This window comes from Nocardioides dilutus (assembly GCF_054779555.1).
Genome location: NZ_BAAGYA010000003.1, coordinates 991,774 through 1,007,154, shown reverse-complemented (window position 1 = coordinate 1,007,154; position 15,381 = coordinate 991,774). Strand labels below are relative to the sequence as shown.

The 15,381-nt window shown below is 72.6% G+C and carries 15 protein-coding genes; 7 read left to right on the top strand and 8 right to left on the bottom strand.

The genetic code is table 11. From position 1 onward, the window contains the following. Positions 1–97: 97 nt before the first annotated feature. The 4 genes from ACYVC6_RS20555 to ACYVC6_RS20540 all read right to left on the bottom strand — a co-directional run bounded on the left by ACYVC6_RS20555 (position 98) and on the right by ACYVC6_RS20540 (position 6,085). Positions 98–2,119 carry an SDR family oxidoreductase gene (locus ACYVC6_RS20555; RefSeq protein WP_460716341.1) on the bottom strand — a complete coding sequence of 674 codons (2,022 nt, stop codon included), beginning with the start codon at positions 2,117–2,119 and terminating at the stop codon, positions 98–100. 125 nt (positions 2,120–2,244) lie between these two features. Beyond that, complete coding sequence (sepH, locus tag ACYVC6_RS20550) at positions 2,245–3,387, bottom strand: septation protein SepH (RefSeq protein ID WP_460716340.1); 1,143 nt, start codon at positions 3,385–3,387, stop codon at positions 2,245–2,247. Positions 3,388–3,546: 159 nt separating this feature from the next. Then, positions 3,547–4,854, bottom strand: a complete 1,308-nt coding sequence (locus tag ACYVC6_RS20545; RefSeq protein ID WP_460716339.1) for a D-arabinono-1,4-lactone oxidase — start codon at positions 4,852–4,854, stop codon at positions 3,547–3,549. Positions 4,855–4,864: 10 nt separating this feature from the next. Beyond that, positions 4,865–6,085, bottom strand: coding sequence for an MFS transporter (locus ACYVC6_RS20540; protein WP_460716338.1), 1,221 nt, complete (start codon positions 6,083–6,085; stop codon positions 4,865–4,867). A 73-nt stretch (positions 6,086–6,158) separates the two neighbouring features. On the opposite strand from ACYVC6_RS20540, the gene ACYVC6_RS20535 reads away from it, so the two are divergent. From ACYVC6_RS20535 to ACYVC6_RS20525, 3 genes are all read left to right on the top strand, one after another. Beyond that, positions 6,159–7,286 carry a ferrochelatase gene (locus tag ACYVC6_RS20535; protein WP_460716337.1) on the top strand — a complete coding sequence of 376 codons (1,128 nt, stop codon included), beginning with the start codon at positions 6,159–6,161 and terminating at the stop codon, positions 7,284–7,286. Continuing rightward, positions 7,283–8,098, top strand: coding sequence for an inositol monophosphatase family protein (locus ACYVC6_RS20530; RefSeq protein ID WP_460716336.1), 816 nt, complete (start codon positions 7,283–7,285; stop codon positions 8,096–8,098). Before ACYVC6_RS20535 ends, ACYVC6_RS20530 begins: the two co-directional genes overlap by 4 nt. A 217-nt stretch (positions 8,099–8,315) precedes the next feature. Further along, entirely contained in the window at positions 8,316–8,609 is a 294-nt protein-coding gene (locus ACYVC6_RS20525) for a DUF4193 domain-containing protein (protein WP_292674314.1), read from the top strand. Positions 8,610–8,632: 23 nt separating this feature from the next. Here the strand turns inward: ACYVC6_RS20525 and ACYVC6_RS20520 are convergent, their stop codons facing one another. Beyond that, on the bottom strand, positions 8,633–8,929 hold the full coding sequence (locus tag ACYVC6_RS20520; RefSeq protein ID WP_460716335.1) for a DUF4235 domain-containing protein: 297 nt from the start codon (positions 8,927–8,929) through the stop codon (positions 8,633–8,635). Positions 8,930–8,963: 34 nt separating this feature from the next. Beyond that, positions 8,964–9,431 (bottom strand): DUF3093 domain-containing protein, encoded by a 468-nt coding sequence (locus tag ACYVC6_RS20515; RefSeq protein ID WP_460716334.1) that lies wholly within the window; start codon positions 9,429–9,431, stop codon positions 8,964–8,966. Positions 9,432–9,483: 52 nt separating this feature from the next. On the opposite strand from ACYVC6_RS20515, the gene dut reads away from it, so the two are divergent. The 4 genes from dut to ACYVC6_RS20495 are packed head-to-tail and all read left to right on the top strand — an operon-like array spanning position 9,484 to position 11,742. Beyond that, positions 9,484–9,993 carry a dUTP diphosphatase gene (gene dut / locus ACYVC6_RS20510; RefSeq protein ID WP_460716333.1) on the top strand — a complete coding sequence of 170 codons (510 nt, stop codon included), beginning with the start codon at positions 9,484–9,486 and terminating at the stop codon, positions 9,991–9,993. Then, positions 9,990–10,634, top strand: a complete 645-nt coding sequence (locus tag ACYVC6_RS20505) for a DUF3710 domain-containing protein (protein ID WP_460716332.1) — start codon at positions 9,990–9,992, stop codon at positions 10,632–10,634. The genes dut and ACYVC6_RS20505 overlap by 4 nt, the downstream gene beginning before the upstream one ends. A 5-nt stretch (positions 10,635–10,639) precedes the next feature. Beyond that, complete coding sequence (locus tag ACYVC6_RS20500) at positions 10,640–10,999, top strand: OB-fold nucleic acid binding domain-containing protein (RefSeq protein ID WP_460716331.1); 360 nt, start codon at positions 10,640–10,642, stop codon at positions 10,997–10,999. Beyond that, entirely contained in the window at positions 10,996–11,742 is a 747-nt protein-coding gene (locus tag ACYVC6_RS20495; protein WP_460716330.1) for a DUF3159 domain-containing protein, read from the top strand. The genes ACYVC6_RS20500 and ACYVC6_RS20495 overlap by 4 nt, the downstream gene beginning before the upstream one ends. Positions 11,743–11,775: 33 nt before the next feature. On the opposite strand, the gene ACYVC6_RS20490 is transcribed toward ACYVC6_RS20495, so the two are convergent. After that, positions 11,776–14,703 (bottom strand): helix-turn-helix transcriptional regulator, encoded by a 2,928-nt coding sequence (locus tag ACYVC6_RS20490; protein ID WP_460716329.1) that lies wholly within the window; start codon positions 14,701–14,703, stop codon positions 11,776–11,778. A 6-nt stretch (positions 14,704–14,709) separates the two neighbouring features. Next, a complete protein-coding gene (locus tag ACYVC6_RS20485; RefSeq protein ID WP_460716328.1) occupies positions 14,710–15,381 on the bottom strand; it encodes a potassium channel family protein in 672 nt (223 codons plus the stop codon).

The window sequence follows — 15,381 nt, the reverse complement described above, 5'->3', positions numbered from 1 at the left end:
GGTTTCGACACGCTCGGTTCGGGCTTCGCAAGCTCAGCCCGACTCGCTGCTCAACCACCATCGATCTGATCCGTCCTCGTTCCTCGGACGGCTCAGATCACCAGTGGATGCCCTTGAACGCCCGGGCGAGCAGCAGCTGCTCGGACTCGCGGGTTCCGCCCGTCGGCGCCTCGCCCTGACCCTTCCCCTGGGCAGCCGCCGAGTCCGGGAACACGTGGTAGGCCATGTTGAGCAGCCGGAAGGTCGCCTTGGGAGCCACCGTGTGTGCCACCGCGCCGACGTTGCCGAGCAACGTGTTGATCTCGTGCGGCCGCTCGACCATCGCCTTGATGACCAGGTCCGCCGCCTGCGCCGGTGAGATCGTCGGGAACTTGTCGTAGATCTTGGTCGGCGCGATCATCGGCGTCCGCACCAGCGGCATGTGGATGCCGGTGAACGTGATCCCGTCGCCGACCAGCTCGGAGGACACCACGTTGCTCCACGAGTCCAGCGCCGCCTTGGAGGCGACGTACGCCGAGAAGCGCGGCGGGTTGGTCTGCACGCCGATCGAGGAGATGTTGACGACGTGGCCCCGCTTGGCCTTCTTCATCGCCGGGATCAGGCCCATGATCAGCCGGATCGCCCCGAAGTAGTTGAGCTGCATGGTGCGCTCGAAGTCGTGGAAGCGGTCGTGGCTGAGCCGAAGCGAGCGGCGGATCGACCGTCCGGCGTTGTTGACCACGAAGTCGACCGACGGGAGCTCGGTCGAGAGCTGCTCGCAGAGCCGGTCGATCGCCTCTAGGTCGGACAGGTCGCACGGGAAGACGTAGGCCGTGCCGCCGCGGCGCTCGATGGTGGCCCGGGTCTCCTCGAGCTTGTCCTTGCCGCGGGCGACCAGCACCGGGATCCCTCCGGCCTGGGCGACCTTGAGCGCGGTGACCTGGCCGATGCCGCTGGAGGCCCCGGTGATGACGACGTGCTTGCCCTTGAGGGCCTCCCGCACCTTCGGGTCGCGCCCGGTGGCCTCGTCGAGGTGCTCCTCCCAGTAGGTCCACAGGGTGCGGGCGTAGCCGTCGAGGTCTGGCACGGCGATGCCGGAGCCGGCCAGCGCCTTCTCGGTGCGCCGGGAGTCGAAGACCGCGGTGAACGACGAGTGCGCCAGCACCTCGGCGGGGATGCCCGAGCGGCCCAGGGTCAGGTCGAGCGCGGCCTGCACCGGGGCGAGCTTGACCAGGGAGGTGGCCAGCGACAGCGGCCGGAGCCGGCGCGGCACGAGGGCCAGCGGGCCGGCGGCGGTGACCCGCCGGTCGACAGGGGTGGCGAAGGTCGGCGCGCCGGCGGCCCGGCAGAACGTGTTGACCACGTCGGCGGTCGGCTGCGGGTCCGGGTTGACCAGGTGGAACGCCTGGCCGTCGCGGCCGGGGAGGTGGGCGAGGTGGTCCATGGCCTTGGCGACGTAGTCGACCGGGACCAGGTTGGTGTCGCCGAGGTCAACGCCCAGGAGCGGCAGCCAGGCGGGCAGGTTGTCCCGCATCGCCTTCATGAGGGGGAAGAAGTAGTAGGGCCCGTCGACCTTGTCCATGGCGCCGGTCTCGGAGTGGCCGACCACGATCGCCGGCCGGTAGACCCGCCAGGGGACCTCGGCATCCTCGCGGACGATCCGCTCCGACTCGAACTTCGTGCGGTGGTAGGCCGACGGCAGGTGCTGGCCCTCGTCGAACATCGTCTCGTCGAAGACGCCGTGGTATTCGCCGGCGGCGGCCACCGAGGAGACGTGGTGGAGGTGACCGACCTGCAACGCGTGCGCCAGCTCGAGGGCGTGCCGGGTGCCGCCGACGTTGAGCTTCTCGTTGGTGGCGTCGTCGACGGTCATGTCGTAGATCGCGGCGAGGTGGAAGAAGTGGTCGATCTCGCCCTTGTGCTCCTTGACCCACGCCTCGTCGACGCCGAGCCCGGGGCTGCCGAGGTCTCCGACGACGGGCACGACCCGGTCGGCGCCCCAGCCTCGGATGAGGGCCTCCATCCGGTCCAGCGAGCCCTGGCGGCACAGCACGTAGACGGGGCCCGAGCGATGGTCGACGAGCTCCTCGACGAGGTGGCGGCCGATGAACCCGGTCGCGCCGGTCACGAAGTAGGACATGGCGGGAGGTTACTCGCAGGGAACTTGCGCTGGGAGCCTTCCCTGCGGTGGTCTCGACCCGCCCGTCGCGACCTCGCGAGCTCGGCCGCGGGGCTTGCTCGACCTCCTCGCCGACGGAGCCCTCGCTACGCTCGGTCTCCGTCGCTCGGACCGCCAAACATGATCTCGTCCCAGCTGGGCACGGACGCCCGCCTCTTCCGCGCCGGCGGGCGGGCCGGGGGCTCGTCGGCGGCCGGGCCGGTGGCTGCGTCGGTGGCTGGGTCGGCGGCCACGACCTCGAGCTCCTCAGTGGTCTGCTCGTCGGTCGCCGGCGTGACGTCCACGTCGAGGAAGGCCTCGATCGGCTGCTCGACCCCGAGGTCGGTGGCCGGGCCCGGCACCGGGTCGCGCACCATGTCGAGGGCGTCGGCACCGAGCTCGTCGGGGGTCAGGGCCAGCTGCTCGCTCGGGACCGCGGTCAGGAGGCGGCCCGCCGGCTCGGGCTCGCGCTCGGTCTCCGGCGCGGACGGGACGGAGGTCTCGAGGTGGTCGCCGACCAGCCAGCGGGCCTCGTCGTTGTCGAGCAGGACGAAGTTGCCGCGCTGGTCGTAGGTCAGCCGGCCCACTCCCTCCTGCCCGCCCGCGCTGAAGCTGGCGGTCAGGGTCCAGCGGCCGTCCTCACGGCGCCAGGCGTCCCAGACCACACTGTCCGGATCGACGTTCATGCCCCGGAGGCGGCTGCTGACGGAGTCGCCCAGGGTGCGGTTGGTCCCGGCCGGACTCGGCTGTTCGCTGGGTCGGTCAGCGGCCGGGCGACGGATGGAGGCGCGGAGCGCCCGCTGGGCGACGTGCTCGCGCTCGGCGAGGACGGGAGCGGCGTACGGCATTACCTTCTCGAGGGTGGTCTGCGCTGCCTCGGCGACCGCTTCGGGGGTCTCACCGGCTCGGATCCTGGCCTGGATGTCACGGGGTCGAAGAAGGATGCTCTCCATCGTCTTCTCACTGGTCCTCGAGTTGGCGCCGGATCGGGTCGGTGTGCTCTGGCTGCTGGGGTCGGTGCGGGACGGGTCGCCGTGCAGAGCGGCGCGGAGGCGCGCGTCGATGTCGACGGTGAACTCCAGGCCTGCGCCATCCACGAGAAGCAGCCGGGTTCCGTCGTCGGTGAGACCCCGAAGCCTGAGGTGGGTGTCCGCGGGCCGCTGCGGCCGAGCGTCGGACGGCGCCGGGCGTGACGTCGACTCGGGGGAGGTCCCCGGGGCGATGTTCGCGGGCAGTTCCTGGGCCGACATCTCTCGTGGTTCCTTGCGTAGCGGTGTGCACGACCTTACGACGGCGCGCGCCGCAGGCAGCGGCACCGCCACGGCGCGCCATGCCTGGATTTCATGCCTGGGTTTCCGCCTGGATGACCCGGCCCGGATCTCGTTCCGTGGCCGCGGGCCAATGAGACCTCAGTCGCCCAGGATCTGCCGCAGGTGGGGGTTGGCGAAGACCCGGTCCGGGTCGAGCCGGTCGCGCATCGCCAGGAAGTCGTCGAAGCGGCGGTAGGCCGGTCGCAGGTCCTCGGCGGTGCGGGTGTGCATCTTGCCCCAGTGGGGGCGGCCGTCGTAGGTGCGCATGATCGGCTCGACAAGGGCGAAGTAGTCCGTGTGGTCGGCGTCGCGGTGGGTGTGGAAGGCGAGGTAGAGGGTGTCGCGCTCGTAGGCGGTGGACATCGGGATGTCGTCGGCCGGCGCGGTGCGGACCTCGACCGGGAAGCTGATCCGCAGCCGCGAGCCGTCGATGGCCTTGCGGACCTCGGCGAGGGCCTCGAGGCCGGCCTCGCGGGGGATGGCGTACTCCATCTCTCGGAACACCACGGAACGCCTGGCGGTGAACACCCGGTGGGGCACGTCGCTGTAGGTGCGAGCGCTGAGCATCCTGGCCATGACCCGGTTCATCCGCGGGATGACGCCCGGCGCCCGGTTGGCTCCCGCGGTGAGCATCCCGAACAGCGTGTTCTGGAGCAGGTCGTCGTCGACCCACGCCTTGACCCGGCCGAGCGGCCGGGCGAGCGTCAGGTCTGTGCCGCGCCGGTGGTTGCGCTTGGTGAGCATCCGGTCGGTGTGGGGAAACCAGAACATGTCGAGGTGGTCGGACGTCGCCGTCATCTCGTCGAACGTCGAGGTTGCCTCGGCCCACGACATCGGCTGCTCCTGTGCCTCGAGGACGAAGACCGGCTCCACCTGGAAGGTCACCTTGGTGAGCACGCCCAGGGCGCCGAGCCCCACCCGGGCCATCTCGAGGACGTCGGGGTTCTCCTCACTGGTCGCCCGCAGGACCTCCCCGGTGCCGGTGACGAGCTCGAGCCCGACGACCTGCGCGGCCAAGGACGCGGCCCGGCCGCCGCTGCCGTGGGTGCCGGTCGAAATGGCACCCGCGAGGGTCTGCTCCGCGATGTCTCCCATGTTGTGCAGGCTGAGACCCTCGCCCTCCAGGGCGCGGTTGAGGTCCTTGAGGATCGTGCCGGTGCCGGCGGTCACCGTCATCGCCTCGCGGTCGACATCGAGGATCCCGGCCAGCCGGCCAGGAGTCAGCATGGTCGCGCTGGGTGCGCCGATAGCGGTGAAGCTGTGGCCCGAGCCGACCATCTTGACCTGGGAGCCGCTCGCGCGGGCGGCGGTGACCTCGGCCGCGACGGCCTCGCTGTCGGCCGGCTCGACGATCCGGGTCGGGGTGGCGTGCTCGAGCTCGGACCAGTTATGCCAGTGGTTGGTCACGGCAGGGTTTCTACACGACGGGCGCGGTCTCGGTCGCCTGGGTGGACGACCCCGCGCCGCGCGGGACGGTCTGGGCGGCCAGGGCGGCGACGACCCCGGCCGCGAGGCTGACGAGGTAGGCGGCCGAGGCGCCCCAGTGGTCGACGACGAACCCGGCGATCGTGGCGCCCGGCGCGACGCCCGCGACGATGCCGGTGTGCATGATCGCCATCCCCTCGGTCAGGCGCGAGACCGGAACCGTGCGCTCGGTGAGCGACAGCGTGGCGATCATGGTGGGCGCGATCGCCACCCCGCCGACCAGCAGGGCCAGCCCCATCACCGGGATCGAGTCGACGAAGTAGAGGGGTGTCATCACGCAGGCCATGCCGAACGCTCCCCAGCGCACCCGGGCGGCGGGGCCCGCCTCGGACGCGACGGCGCCGGCGACCAGACCGGCCAGGAGGCTGCCGAGCGCCCACACGGCCAGCAGGCCGCCGGCATAGCCCTGGTGGCCCTGCTCGTCGGCGAACGCGACGGTGGTGACCTCGGCGGCGCCGAAGAGGATGCCGAGGGCGAGGCAGACAACGGCCAGGGGGACGACCGTGCGCCACGGCATCGGCTGGCGGAGGCCGGCCGACCTGTCGTGCGGGTGTGGCGGCGGTTCGGTGGCGCGCTGGGCGGAGAAGGCGAGGCTGCCGCCCACGCCGGCGACGACGGCGACCCCCAGCCCGAGCACCGGGCTGATGGTGCTGGCCAGCACCGCGACCAGGATCGGACCGATGATGAAGACGACCTCGTCGAACACGGCCTCCAGCGCGAAGGCGGTCTGCACCTCGGCCGGCTGCTGGAGCACGTAGGACCACCTGGCCCGGACGCAGGAGCCGATCGGTGGCAGGGCCGCGCCGGCGCCCCCTGCCGCCACGTAGGTGACCGCAATGGGCCAGTCGGCCTCGACGGCGGTGACCAGCGCGACCATCGAGATGCCGTAGCCGACGGCCGCGGCGGCGAGCACGACGCCCTGGCCCAGGGTGTCGACCAGGCGACCCATGAGGATGGCGCAGGCGGCGTTGGCGATCGCGAACGCCGCCGCGACGGCACCCGCCACGCCGTAGGAGTCGGTCGCCGGCTGGACCAGCAGCACGATGCCCAGGCCCGTCATCGAGATCGGCAACCGTGCGACCAGGCCGGTCAGGGAGAACCGCAGCGTGCCGGGACGCGACAGGACCGTGCGGTAGGGAGACAGCGACACCATGAGTGGTCCCAACGTAGGACCAGCCGGGGACACCGGACCAGTCGTTATCCGACCGGCTCCTAGGCTGGCCGACGTGCCAGTCGCCGCAGACGTGTCGCCGTACGACGCCCTCCTCCTCGTCTCCTTCGGCGGCCCGGAGCGTCCCGCGGACGTCGTCCCGTTCCTGGAGAACGTGACCCGGGGCCGGGGCATCCCGCGCGAGCGGCTGGAGGCGGTGGGCCAGCACTACTACCTGTTCGGCGGCCGGTCGCCGATCAACGACCTCAACCGGGACCTGCTGGCCGCGGTCCGCGCCGACCTGGCGGCGTCGGGCATCGACCTGCCCGTCTACTGGGGCAACCGCAACTGGGACCCCTACCTCACCGACGTGCTCGCCGAGATGGCCGCCGACGGCATCACCAGGGCGGCCTGCTTCGTCACCAGCGCCTACTCGTCGTGGTCGGGGTGCCGGCAGTACCGCGAGAACCTCTACGACGCGGCGGCCCCGCTCGGGGCCGGAGCCCCGCGGCTCGACAAGCTGCGCCACTACTTCAACCACCCCGGTGTCGTGGAGCCGGTGGTCGAGGCGGTCGTCGAGGCGCTCGAGGAGCTGCCGGACGCCGCCCGGGACGGCGCCCACCTGGTCTTCGTGACGCACTCGATCCCGATCGACATGAACGAGCGGAGCGGTCTCGCCGGCGGCTCCTACGTCGAGCAGCACCTAGACATCACCGCCGAGATCGCCGCGCGGGTGAGTCAGGAGACGGGCCGGCGCCGCGACCACGCGCTCGTCTACTGCTCCCGGTCAGGGCCGCCGTCCGTGCCCTGGCTGGAGCCGGACGTCAGCGACCACCTCACCCAGCTGGCCGCTGACGGCGTTCCCGGCGTCGTGCTCGTCCCGGTGGGGTTCGTGGCCGACCACATGGAGGTCGTCTACGACCTCGACACCGAGGCGCTGGAGACGGCCCGCGAGCTCCAGCTGCCGGCCGTGCGGTCGGCCACCCCGCAGGGCGACGCGCGGTTCGTGGCGATGGTGCGCGAGCTCCTCGTGGAGCGCGCGGCCGCGGAGCGGGGGGAGCAGGTGGAGCGACCGAGCGTGGGCTCGCTGGGTCCGCTCTGGGACACCTGCCCGGTCGGCTGCTGCTCCAACCCGGCCGGTGACCGCCCCGCCCTGTGTGGGTCTGACCTGCGCGGATCTGAATTGGGCGGGTCCGACCGGTGAGCGAGGCGCTGCTGAGCCTCGCGGTCGACGCGGCCAGGGCCGCTGCCGAGCTCGTCCGGGCGCGGCGCCGCGGCGAGGTCACCGTGGCGGCCACCAAGTCCAGCGACGTCGACGTCGTCACGGAGGCCGACCGGTCCGCCGAGCGGCTGATCCGGCAGCGGCTCGCCGAGGCTCGTCCCGACGACGCGATCATGGGGGAGGAAGGGGACGACGTGGCGGGGTCCAGCGGGGTCCGTTGGGTGATCGACCCCATCGACGGCACCGTCAACTTCCTCTACGGCCTGCCGCAGTACGCCGTCTCGATCGCGGCCGAGGTCGGCGGCGAGATCGTCGCCGGGGTGGTCCTCAACATCGCGACCGGCACCGAGTTCACGGCCTACGTCGACGACTCCGGGGTCGCCCGGTCCCGCCGGGACGGTGAGCCGATCCGGGTCCGCGAGACGGTGCCGCTGTCCCAGCGGCTGGTCAGCACGGGCTTCGGCTACGACGCCCGGCTGCGCGAGCTGCAGGCGCAGGCGCTGGTCAAGCTGATCCCCCAGGTCCGCGACATCCGGCGGCTCGGCTCGTGCGCGCTAGACCTCTGCCACGTCGCGGAGGGCACCATCGACGGCTACGTCGAGGAGGGGGTCAACCTGTGGGACCACGCCGCAGGAGGCCTGGTCGCCCGGGGTGCCGGGGCCGTGGTCGAGGTCACCACCGGGGCGGGTGGAGGGCGGCTGGTGCTGTGTGCGCCGGCCGACGGCTTCGCCGAGCTGAGGGTGCTTGTTGCGGCGGCGGGGTACCTTGCAGAAGGGGTCGCCGGGGGGCCCTGAGTCACCGCGGGGAGCCGGGAATAGCCCCGGGTCATCGACTGTTCATGAGACGCATCGCTCGCCGGTGTGCCACAAGGGCCGTCGATGGTGCACAATCTGGCGCGCCGACCCCGTCTGACGCGGGCGGCGTTCCCCCGCAGTTCCCCCGATCGATTGACGACAGCCGGCCGATCAGCAGGTTCCCACCGCCTGCCAGCAGCCGAGAGGAGTGAGTGACATGGCGACGGACTACGACGCACCGCGCAAGACCGAGGAAGACCAGTCCGAGGAGAGCATCGAAGAGCTCAAGGCACGCCGTCACGACAAGAACTCCGGCAAGGTCGACGAGGACGAGGCCGAGGCCGCCGAGTCGTTCGAGCTGCCCGGCGCCGACCTCTCCCACGAGGAGCTCGCGGTCGAGGTCAAGCCCAAGCAGGAGGACGAGTTCACCTGCATGAGCTGCTTCCTGGTGCACCACCGTTCGCAGCTGGCCGACCAGAAGAAGATGATCTGCTTCGACTGCGCGGCCTGACCCAGGTCGTCAGGTCCAGGTCCTCAGGCCTTTTGCGAGTCGTGCTTCAGGTTCGGCGGCAGGTGGCCGGTCGACCTGGCGTAGTAGGTCGCGGCCTTGCGTTGGGCGAGCATCCGCGCCACGCCGATCGCGACGCCGCTGACCGTGGCCCAGGCCACCGCCTCCCAGATGTCGACGTCCGGGTCGGCCGGGTTCTCGGGCGGCTTCTTGCCGGTGGCGACTTTCCATGACGTGTTGAGTGCCTTGCGGGCGAACGCCGCCGCGGCGAGTGCGCTCATCAGCGAGAAGACCGTCCAGAGCTTCGAGCTGTCCGATGCCATGGCCGGACAGTACCCACCGCGCTAACCCACCGCGCTAGCCGCCGTTCGCAGTGAGCCGGGTCAGGGCCCCCGCCAGCTCCTCGGGGTGGCGCGAGCTGACCAGCCAGTAGGGCGCCGGGTCCGCCGGGTCGGTGATCTCGACCCGGACCGCGCGCTTGAGGTAGGGGCGCAGCAGCAGGAACGCGCGGGCGTCCGCCTCGGGGCCCGACACCCGGCGGGTGCGCTCGGCGTCCAAGGCCTCGGCCGCGCCGAGGTGCTCGGGCCCGATCCGAGCCTGGCCGGCGCGGAACCCGCCGTCGTCGACCTCCAGCCGGGCTGACCCGTAGCTGACGAGTCCCGCAGCGAGCAGCGTCATGGCGACGGCCGTCACGACCCAGGCCACCGCGCCGGGAATCGCGACGATGCAGGCGAGCCACAGGCTGGCGACGAGCATCGTGCCCTGCACCCACCAGCGCAGCGGCACACCCAGGCGCTCGCGATAGATCGGGCCGGTGGTCTCCACGGGCCGGAGTCTCCCATCCGGGTGGGGACCCGCCAGGGATAGGGTCCGGGCCGTGACGCTGCCCGCCTCGCTGCCCGTGCAGGTGGTCCGCCTGGACCCCGACCTGCCGCTCCCGGCCTACGCCCACCCCGGTGACGCCGGGGCCGACCTCGTCACCGGTGTCGACGTGACACTGGCGCCGGGTGAGCGCTGCCTGGTGCCGACGGGTGTCGCTCTGGCCGTGCCCGAGGGCTACGTCGCCCTGGTCCACCCACGGTCCGGCCTGGCGGCCCGGCATGGACTCTCGATCGTCAACACCCCGGGCACCATCGACGCGGGCTACCGCGGTGAGGTCAAGGTGCTCCTGGTCAACCACGACCCCAGGGAGACCATCGAGCTGCGGCGTGGTGACCGGGTCGCCCAGCTGGTCTTCCAACAGGTCGAGCAGGCGGCGTTCCTGGAGGTGGAGGCGCTCCCCGACAGTGCCCGTGGCAGTGGCGGTTACGGTTCTACTGGGGGATTCACCCGTTCCCGACCAGCAACCCGATCAGCAGACCAGCCAGCAGCAGAGGGAGAGCAGTGAGGTTACGTCGCAGGTCCGAGGTGTCCGAGGAGACCGCGGACGATTTCGACGTCGACCTCGCGGACGGCGGGACGACCTCGGGCGCGGAACCCACCACCGGGCCCTTCGACGCCGACGAGCTGCCGGACGACGGCCCGGAGCGCGTCGACCTGGGGTCGCTCCTGATCGCGCCCGAGCCCGGACGCGAGCTCCGGCTCCAGGTCGACGAGGCCAGCGGCGCGGTGCAGTCCGTGGTCCTGGCCGGGGCCGACGGCGCGCTCGAGCTGCGCGCCTTCGCCGCGCCGCGCAACGGCGACCTGTGGTCGGAGGCCCGCCCACAGATCGCCTCCGAGGTGGCCGGTCGAGGTGGCACCGCCACCGAGCGCGAGGGCCGCTGGGGCCCCGAGCTCGTCTGCCGGGTGCAGGTCCGCACCCCCGACGGCAAGACCGGGACCCAGGAGTCGCGCATCATCGGCATCAACGGACCACGCTGGCTGCTGCGCGGGACGCTGCTGGGCAAGCCGGCGACCGACGTCGAGGGGTCCCAGGACTGGGAGGACCTGCTCAGCCGGGTCGTCGTCCGCCGCGGCGCCCAGGCGATGCCGGTCGGGGAGCCCCTGGCCGTGACCATGCCGCCGCAGGCGCGCCGCGTGGAGCAGTGAGTGTGATGAGCAAGAGCCGGCTGCGTCGCAACATCAGCCGCTGGGCCAGCTCCGCGGACCAGGAGGCCCGCGACCTACGCCGGGTCTATGCCGGCAACGATTGCATCCGGATCTCCGAGGCGCCCGACCGCGAGATGGTCCGGCTGCGTGGGTCGCTGCGCACCGTCTCGCTGCGTCCGCGCGCGGGAGTGCCGGCCCTGGAGGCCGAGCTCTTCGACGGGAGCGGTTTCATCGTCATCGTCTGGCTCGGCCGCCGCCGGATAGCGGGTATCGACCCAGGGCGCTCGATCCAGGTGGAGGGGCGGATCGGCGAGCACTCGGGGGTGCGCACGATGTTCAACCCACGTTACGAGCTCATCCCGTGACCGAGACGTCCCCCAACACGCCCCCGACGCCGCCCGCAGCGCGGGAGCCGTCACCGGCGGCGACCGCACAGACCGTCGAGGAGGTCGTGCGCAAGCAGCTGGGCTCGGCGCTCGGCGGCCGCCGCGGGATGCTGGAGGCCGCGGTCCCGACGATCACGTTCACGGCGCTGTGGCTGACCACACGCGAGCTCCAGCTGGCGCTGGCCGTGAGCATCGGCGCCGCCGTGCTCTTGCTGCTGGTTCGGCTGGTGCAGCGCTCGTCGGTCCAGTTCGTGATGAACGCGCTCTTCGGGATCGGCATCGGCTGGGTGTTCGTCACCATCGCCGCCAGACGCGGTGGCAGCGAGGACGAGCAGGCGCTGGCCTACTTCCTGCCGGGCATCCTCTACAACTCCGGCTACTTCGTGCTGATGGCCTTCACCTGCCTGATCGGGTGGCCCCTGGTCGGGTTCATGGTCGGGAGCGTCACCGGAGACCCGACCGCCTGGCACGCCGACAAGCAGGTCGTCCGGCTGTGCGCCCAGCTGACGTGGCTGCTCGCCGTCCCCTGCCTTCTCCGGGCCTTGGTCCAGGGTCCGATCTGGCTCGGCGGCAGCTCCGGCGCGATCGACACCGATGCGGCGATCGCCGCGCTGGGCGTGCTCAAGATCGCGCTCGGCTGGCCCCTTCAGCTCGCCGCGCTCGGCACGATGCTGTGGCTCCTCGGGCGCAACCGGACGCCGGTCCAGCCGACCGTCGCCTGAGCGCCAGCCACGTCGGCCGTCGGTCCCCTCGGCTCAGAGGACGTCGAGAAGGCCGCGACGGTGGGCGACCGTCACCGCCTCGGTGCGGCTGGAGACGCCCAGCTTCGCCATCAGGTTGCTCAGGTGCACGCTGGCCGTCTTCTCGCTGATGAAGAGACGTCGCCCGACCTCGCGGTTGGTGAGTCCCTCGGCGACCAGCGCGAGGACCTCCTGCTCGCGCGCGGTGAGCACCGTGGCCCCCGCTGCGCCCGGCCCCGCCAGCCCGGCCCGGCTCATGGTGGCGGCCACGGCCCGCTGGAGCGGGGCCGCTCGCATCACGCGGGCCGACTCCGCAGCGGCCTCGGCATGCGGCCGTGCCGCGGCCCGGTCGCCCGCCGCGACCCAGGCGTCGGCCAGGCGCCAGTGGCAGCGGGCCTGCTCGTAGGCGTGCCCATAGCCGAAGGCGTCGAGGGCCGCCTGCCACCGCTCGACCGCTGGATCCCCGCCCAGCCGGGCGTGCTCGGCCAGGCTGCGCGCGTGCCACGCCCGGCCCTCCGGGCCCAGCTCTCCGGGGCGTCCGTAGCCGCCGGCCACGATCCGCTCGACCCGTTCCAGCAGCGCCTCGCCCCGATGCTCGGCGTCGGCCGAGCCCGGCCGGTCCCGCCGCCGGCGGCAGTCCGCCGCCGCGTCCGCCAGCGCGGCGAGCGCGATCGCGGAGAGCCACAGGCCGCCGTACATCCCCCCGCCGGCCAGTCGGTCCAGGTGTCCTTGCGCGCGCTCGGCCATCGCGGCTGCTGCGGCGTGCTGGCCATCCCAGCTCAGCCGGTCGGCCTCGCAGCCGCCGGCCACCAGCCCGATCTGCGGTTCGAGGTCCCAGCTGTCACGCAGCGCGGCGAACCGTCCGTCCACGTCCGGCAGCCCGCGGGCGACCGCCGGGTAGCAGCTCACCGCCGCCAGCCTCGCTGCGGCGACGTCCGGGGGGCGGCTCTCTGGTGTCTCGGCCGCCTCGAGGCTCCCGCCGAGGTCTCCGGAGACATAGCAGGCGACGGCGAGCAGGATCCTGACCTCGACACCCGGCTCGCTCCACCGCAGCCCGGTCTCGGTGACCCTGGTCATGGCGGCCCGCAGCACCGGCAGCGACCCCTCGACGTCGCCGTTGTAGTAGTGCAGCGACGCCAGGGAGTAGTGCGCGCGCAGCTCCGCGGCCAGCTCGCCCGCGTCCCGGGCCAGGCGCAGCGCCGCGCCGAGCCGCCGCGCCGCGGCGGGCCGGTCACCGTCGATCTCGTCGACGAACGCTGCCGCGGCCAATGCCTCGACCTCCAGCCCCGCCGCGCCCGCGGCCCGGGCTGCCTCCAGCGCGCGACCCACCTGCGACCGGGCCTCGTCGGTGCGCCGCTCCGAGACCAGCGCCCGAGCCAGGACCACGTGGGCAAGCGCCGCGTCAGTCGGGTCCACGGTGGCTGACTCGGCCAGGGCGACGGCCTCCGTGGCCGGTGGCACCCCCTGGTCGGTGGTGTTCGCCGCGATGAGGCGGCGGACCAGCTCCGAGCGGGCCCGGACGCCGCCCGATGCGTCCCCGTCGGTGTCGCAGAGCCGGATCGCCTGGCGGGCCAGCTCGACTCCTCGGGCGGGTTCGCCGGCGAGCCCGGCGGCGTGCGCCGCCCGGACCGCCACGCGGCCGTTGGACTCGCCGGCGAGCGCGGCGGCGTCGGCGACATGTGGCCACGTGGCGAGGGCCCGCTCGAGGTGCTCGAGGGCCTCGGCCGGGGCGTGCAGCCGCATCGCGTCCGTGGCGGCCCGAACCGACCACTCGAGGATCTTGGGCGCGTTCTGGGCCTCCGTGTAGTGGTGAGCCACCTCGGCGGGAGCGGGGCGGCCGGACGTGCCGGCCTCGAGCGCCGCTGCGTGCGCGGCGTGCAGGCGCGCGCGTTCGCCGGGCAGCAGGTCGTCTTGGACGGCTGCCCGCAGCAAGTCGTGGGGGATCGCGTAGCCGTCCCCGTCCGGGACCAAGATGCCTTCCCCGACCGCGAGGCGCAGTGCCTGGTCGGCGCCGCCCTCGGACAACCCGCTGGTCGCGCGCAGGACCCGGTCGGCGACGCGGTGGCCGGCGACGGCCGCGGAACGCACCATCGCGCGGGCGTCGTCGGAGAGCCCGTCCAGCCGGCCCACCAGCAGGTCTGCCAGGGCTCGGGGGAGTGCTGTGTCGAGTCCGCCGGACGAGGTCATCCCGGCCGCCAAGGTCTCGACGTAGTAAGGGTTGCCCCGGCTGAGCCGGAACACCTCGTGCACGTCGGCCGGGTTGCTCGGGGTGCTGTCGAGCTCTGTCAGGAGTGCCTCGACCTCGGATTCGTCCAGCGGTCCCAGGTCGAGCCGCTGCACCGCGGGGAAGCGGGCCAGCTCGCCCAGTAGGCGGCGCGCCCGAGGCCGGACCGCCAGCCCGTCGGTCCTCACCGTGGCCAGGACCGTCAGCCGCTCCGAGCTCATCCGGCTCAGGAGGAACCTCAGGAAGTCGGCCGAGGACGAGTCCACCCACTGCAGGTCCTCGACCACCACGACGACGGGTCCGCGCGAGCGGCCGACCGAGCCGAGGACGGTGGCCGTCGCGTCGAGGAGCTGGAGTGCCCGCGACTCGTCCGGGTAGGGCTCGGTGGGTGCGTCGGGATCGGCCAGGCCGGCAACCAGCGGGTGGCGCTCGAGGACCGCGGCGACCTCGGGGTCGGTCGCGGCGACCGTCCGGAGATCCCGGACGAGGTCGACCGTCGACAGGTGGGGCAGGCCCGGGTCGCCGAGGTCGACGCACTGGGCGCGGAGGACCAGGGCGTCCAGGTGCGGCGGGTCGTCGGTCAGCGCGCGCAGCAGGCGGCTCTTCCCCACCCCCGCCTCGCCGGTGACGAGGACCGCGGAGGGGTTGCCGGCCGCGGCCCGGGCGACCGCATCGCGCAGGAGCGCGAGCTCGCGCGCGCGACCGACCAGCGAGCCCACGGCCAGCTAGCCGCCGTGCTCCATCGGGGCGAGGAGGGTCTCCAGCTCGTCCTCGCTGTCCTCGGGGATGACGAAGAGGAGCTCGTCGCCGGCCTCGACCGGCTGCTCCGGGTCGGGCACGTAGACCTGCCCGTCGCGCAGGATCGTGACGAGCGCGCAGTTCTCCGGCAGTGGGATCAGTCCGGTCGGCTTGCCGACGTACGGCGAGTCGGACGGCAGGGTCATCTCGACCAGGTTGGCGTTGCCCTGGCGGAACGTGAAGAGCCGCACCAGGTCGCCGACAGTGACCGCCTCCTCGACGAGCGCGGACATGATCCGGGGAGTCGAGACGTTGACGTCGACGCCCCACGCCTCGCTGAACAGCCACTCGTTGTTGGGGTGGTTGACCCGCGCGACGGTCCGGGGAACACCGAACTCGGTCTTGGCGAGCAGCGAGGTGACCAGGTTGGCCTTGTCGTCACCGGTGGCCGCGATGACCACGTCGCACTTGTCGAGCCGGGCCTCCTCGAGGGAGGAGAGCTCGCAGGAGTCGGCAAGCAGCCACTCGGCGTCGGGGACGCGCTCGGGCTTGATCGACTCGGAGTTCTTGTCGATCAGCAGCACCTGGTGGCCGTTCTGGATCAGCTCCCGGGCGATGGACCGGCCCACGGCCCCCGCCCCGGCGATGGCGACCCTCAT

What these genes read in the sequence shown, in the direction of transcription:
- ACYVC6_RS20520 (WP_460716335.1), bottom strand. Translation starts at nt 8,929, where the DNA reads ATGGCATCGGACAGCTCGAAGCTCTGGACGGTCTTCTCGCTGATGAGC.
- ACYVC6_RS20500 (WP_460716331.1), top strand. Translation starts at nt 10,640, where the DNA reads ATGAGCAAGAGCCGGCTGCGTCGCAACATCAGCCGCTGGGCCAGCTCC.
- ACYVC6_RS20555 (WP_460716341.1), bottom strand. Translation starts at nt 2,119, where the DNA reads ATGTCCTACTTCGTGACCGGCGCGACCGGGTTCATCGGCCGCCACCTC.
- ACYVC6_RS20540 (WP_460716338.1), bottom strand. Translation starts at nt 6,085, where the DNA reads ATGGTGTCGCTGTCTCCCTACCGCACGGTCCTGTCGCGTCCCGGCACG.
- sepH (WP_460716340.1), bottom strand. Translation starts at nt 3,387, where the DNA reads ATGTCGGCCCAGGAACTGCCCGCGAACATCGCCCCGGGGACCTCCCCC.
- ACYVC6_RS20525 (WP_292674314.1), top strand. Translation starts at nt 8,316, where the DNA reads ATGGCGACGGACTACGACGCACCGCGCAAGACCGAGGAAGACCAGTCC.
- ACYVC6_RS20485 (WP_460716328.1), bottom strand. Translation starts at nt 15,381, where the DNA reads ATGAGGGTCGCCATCGCCGGGGCGGGGGCCGTGGGCCGGTCCATCGCC.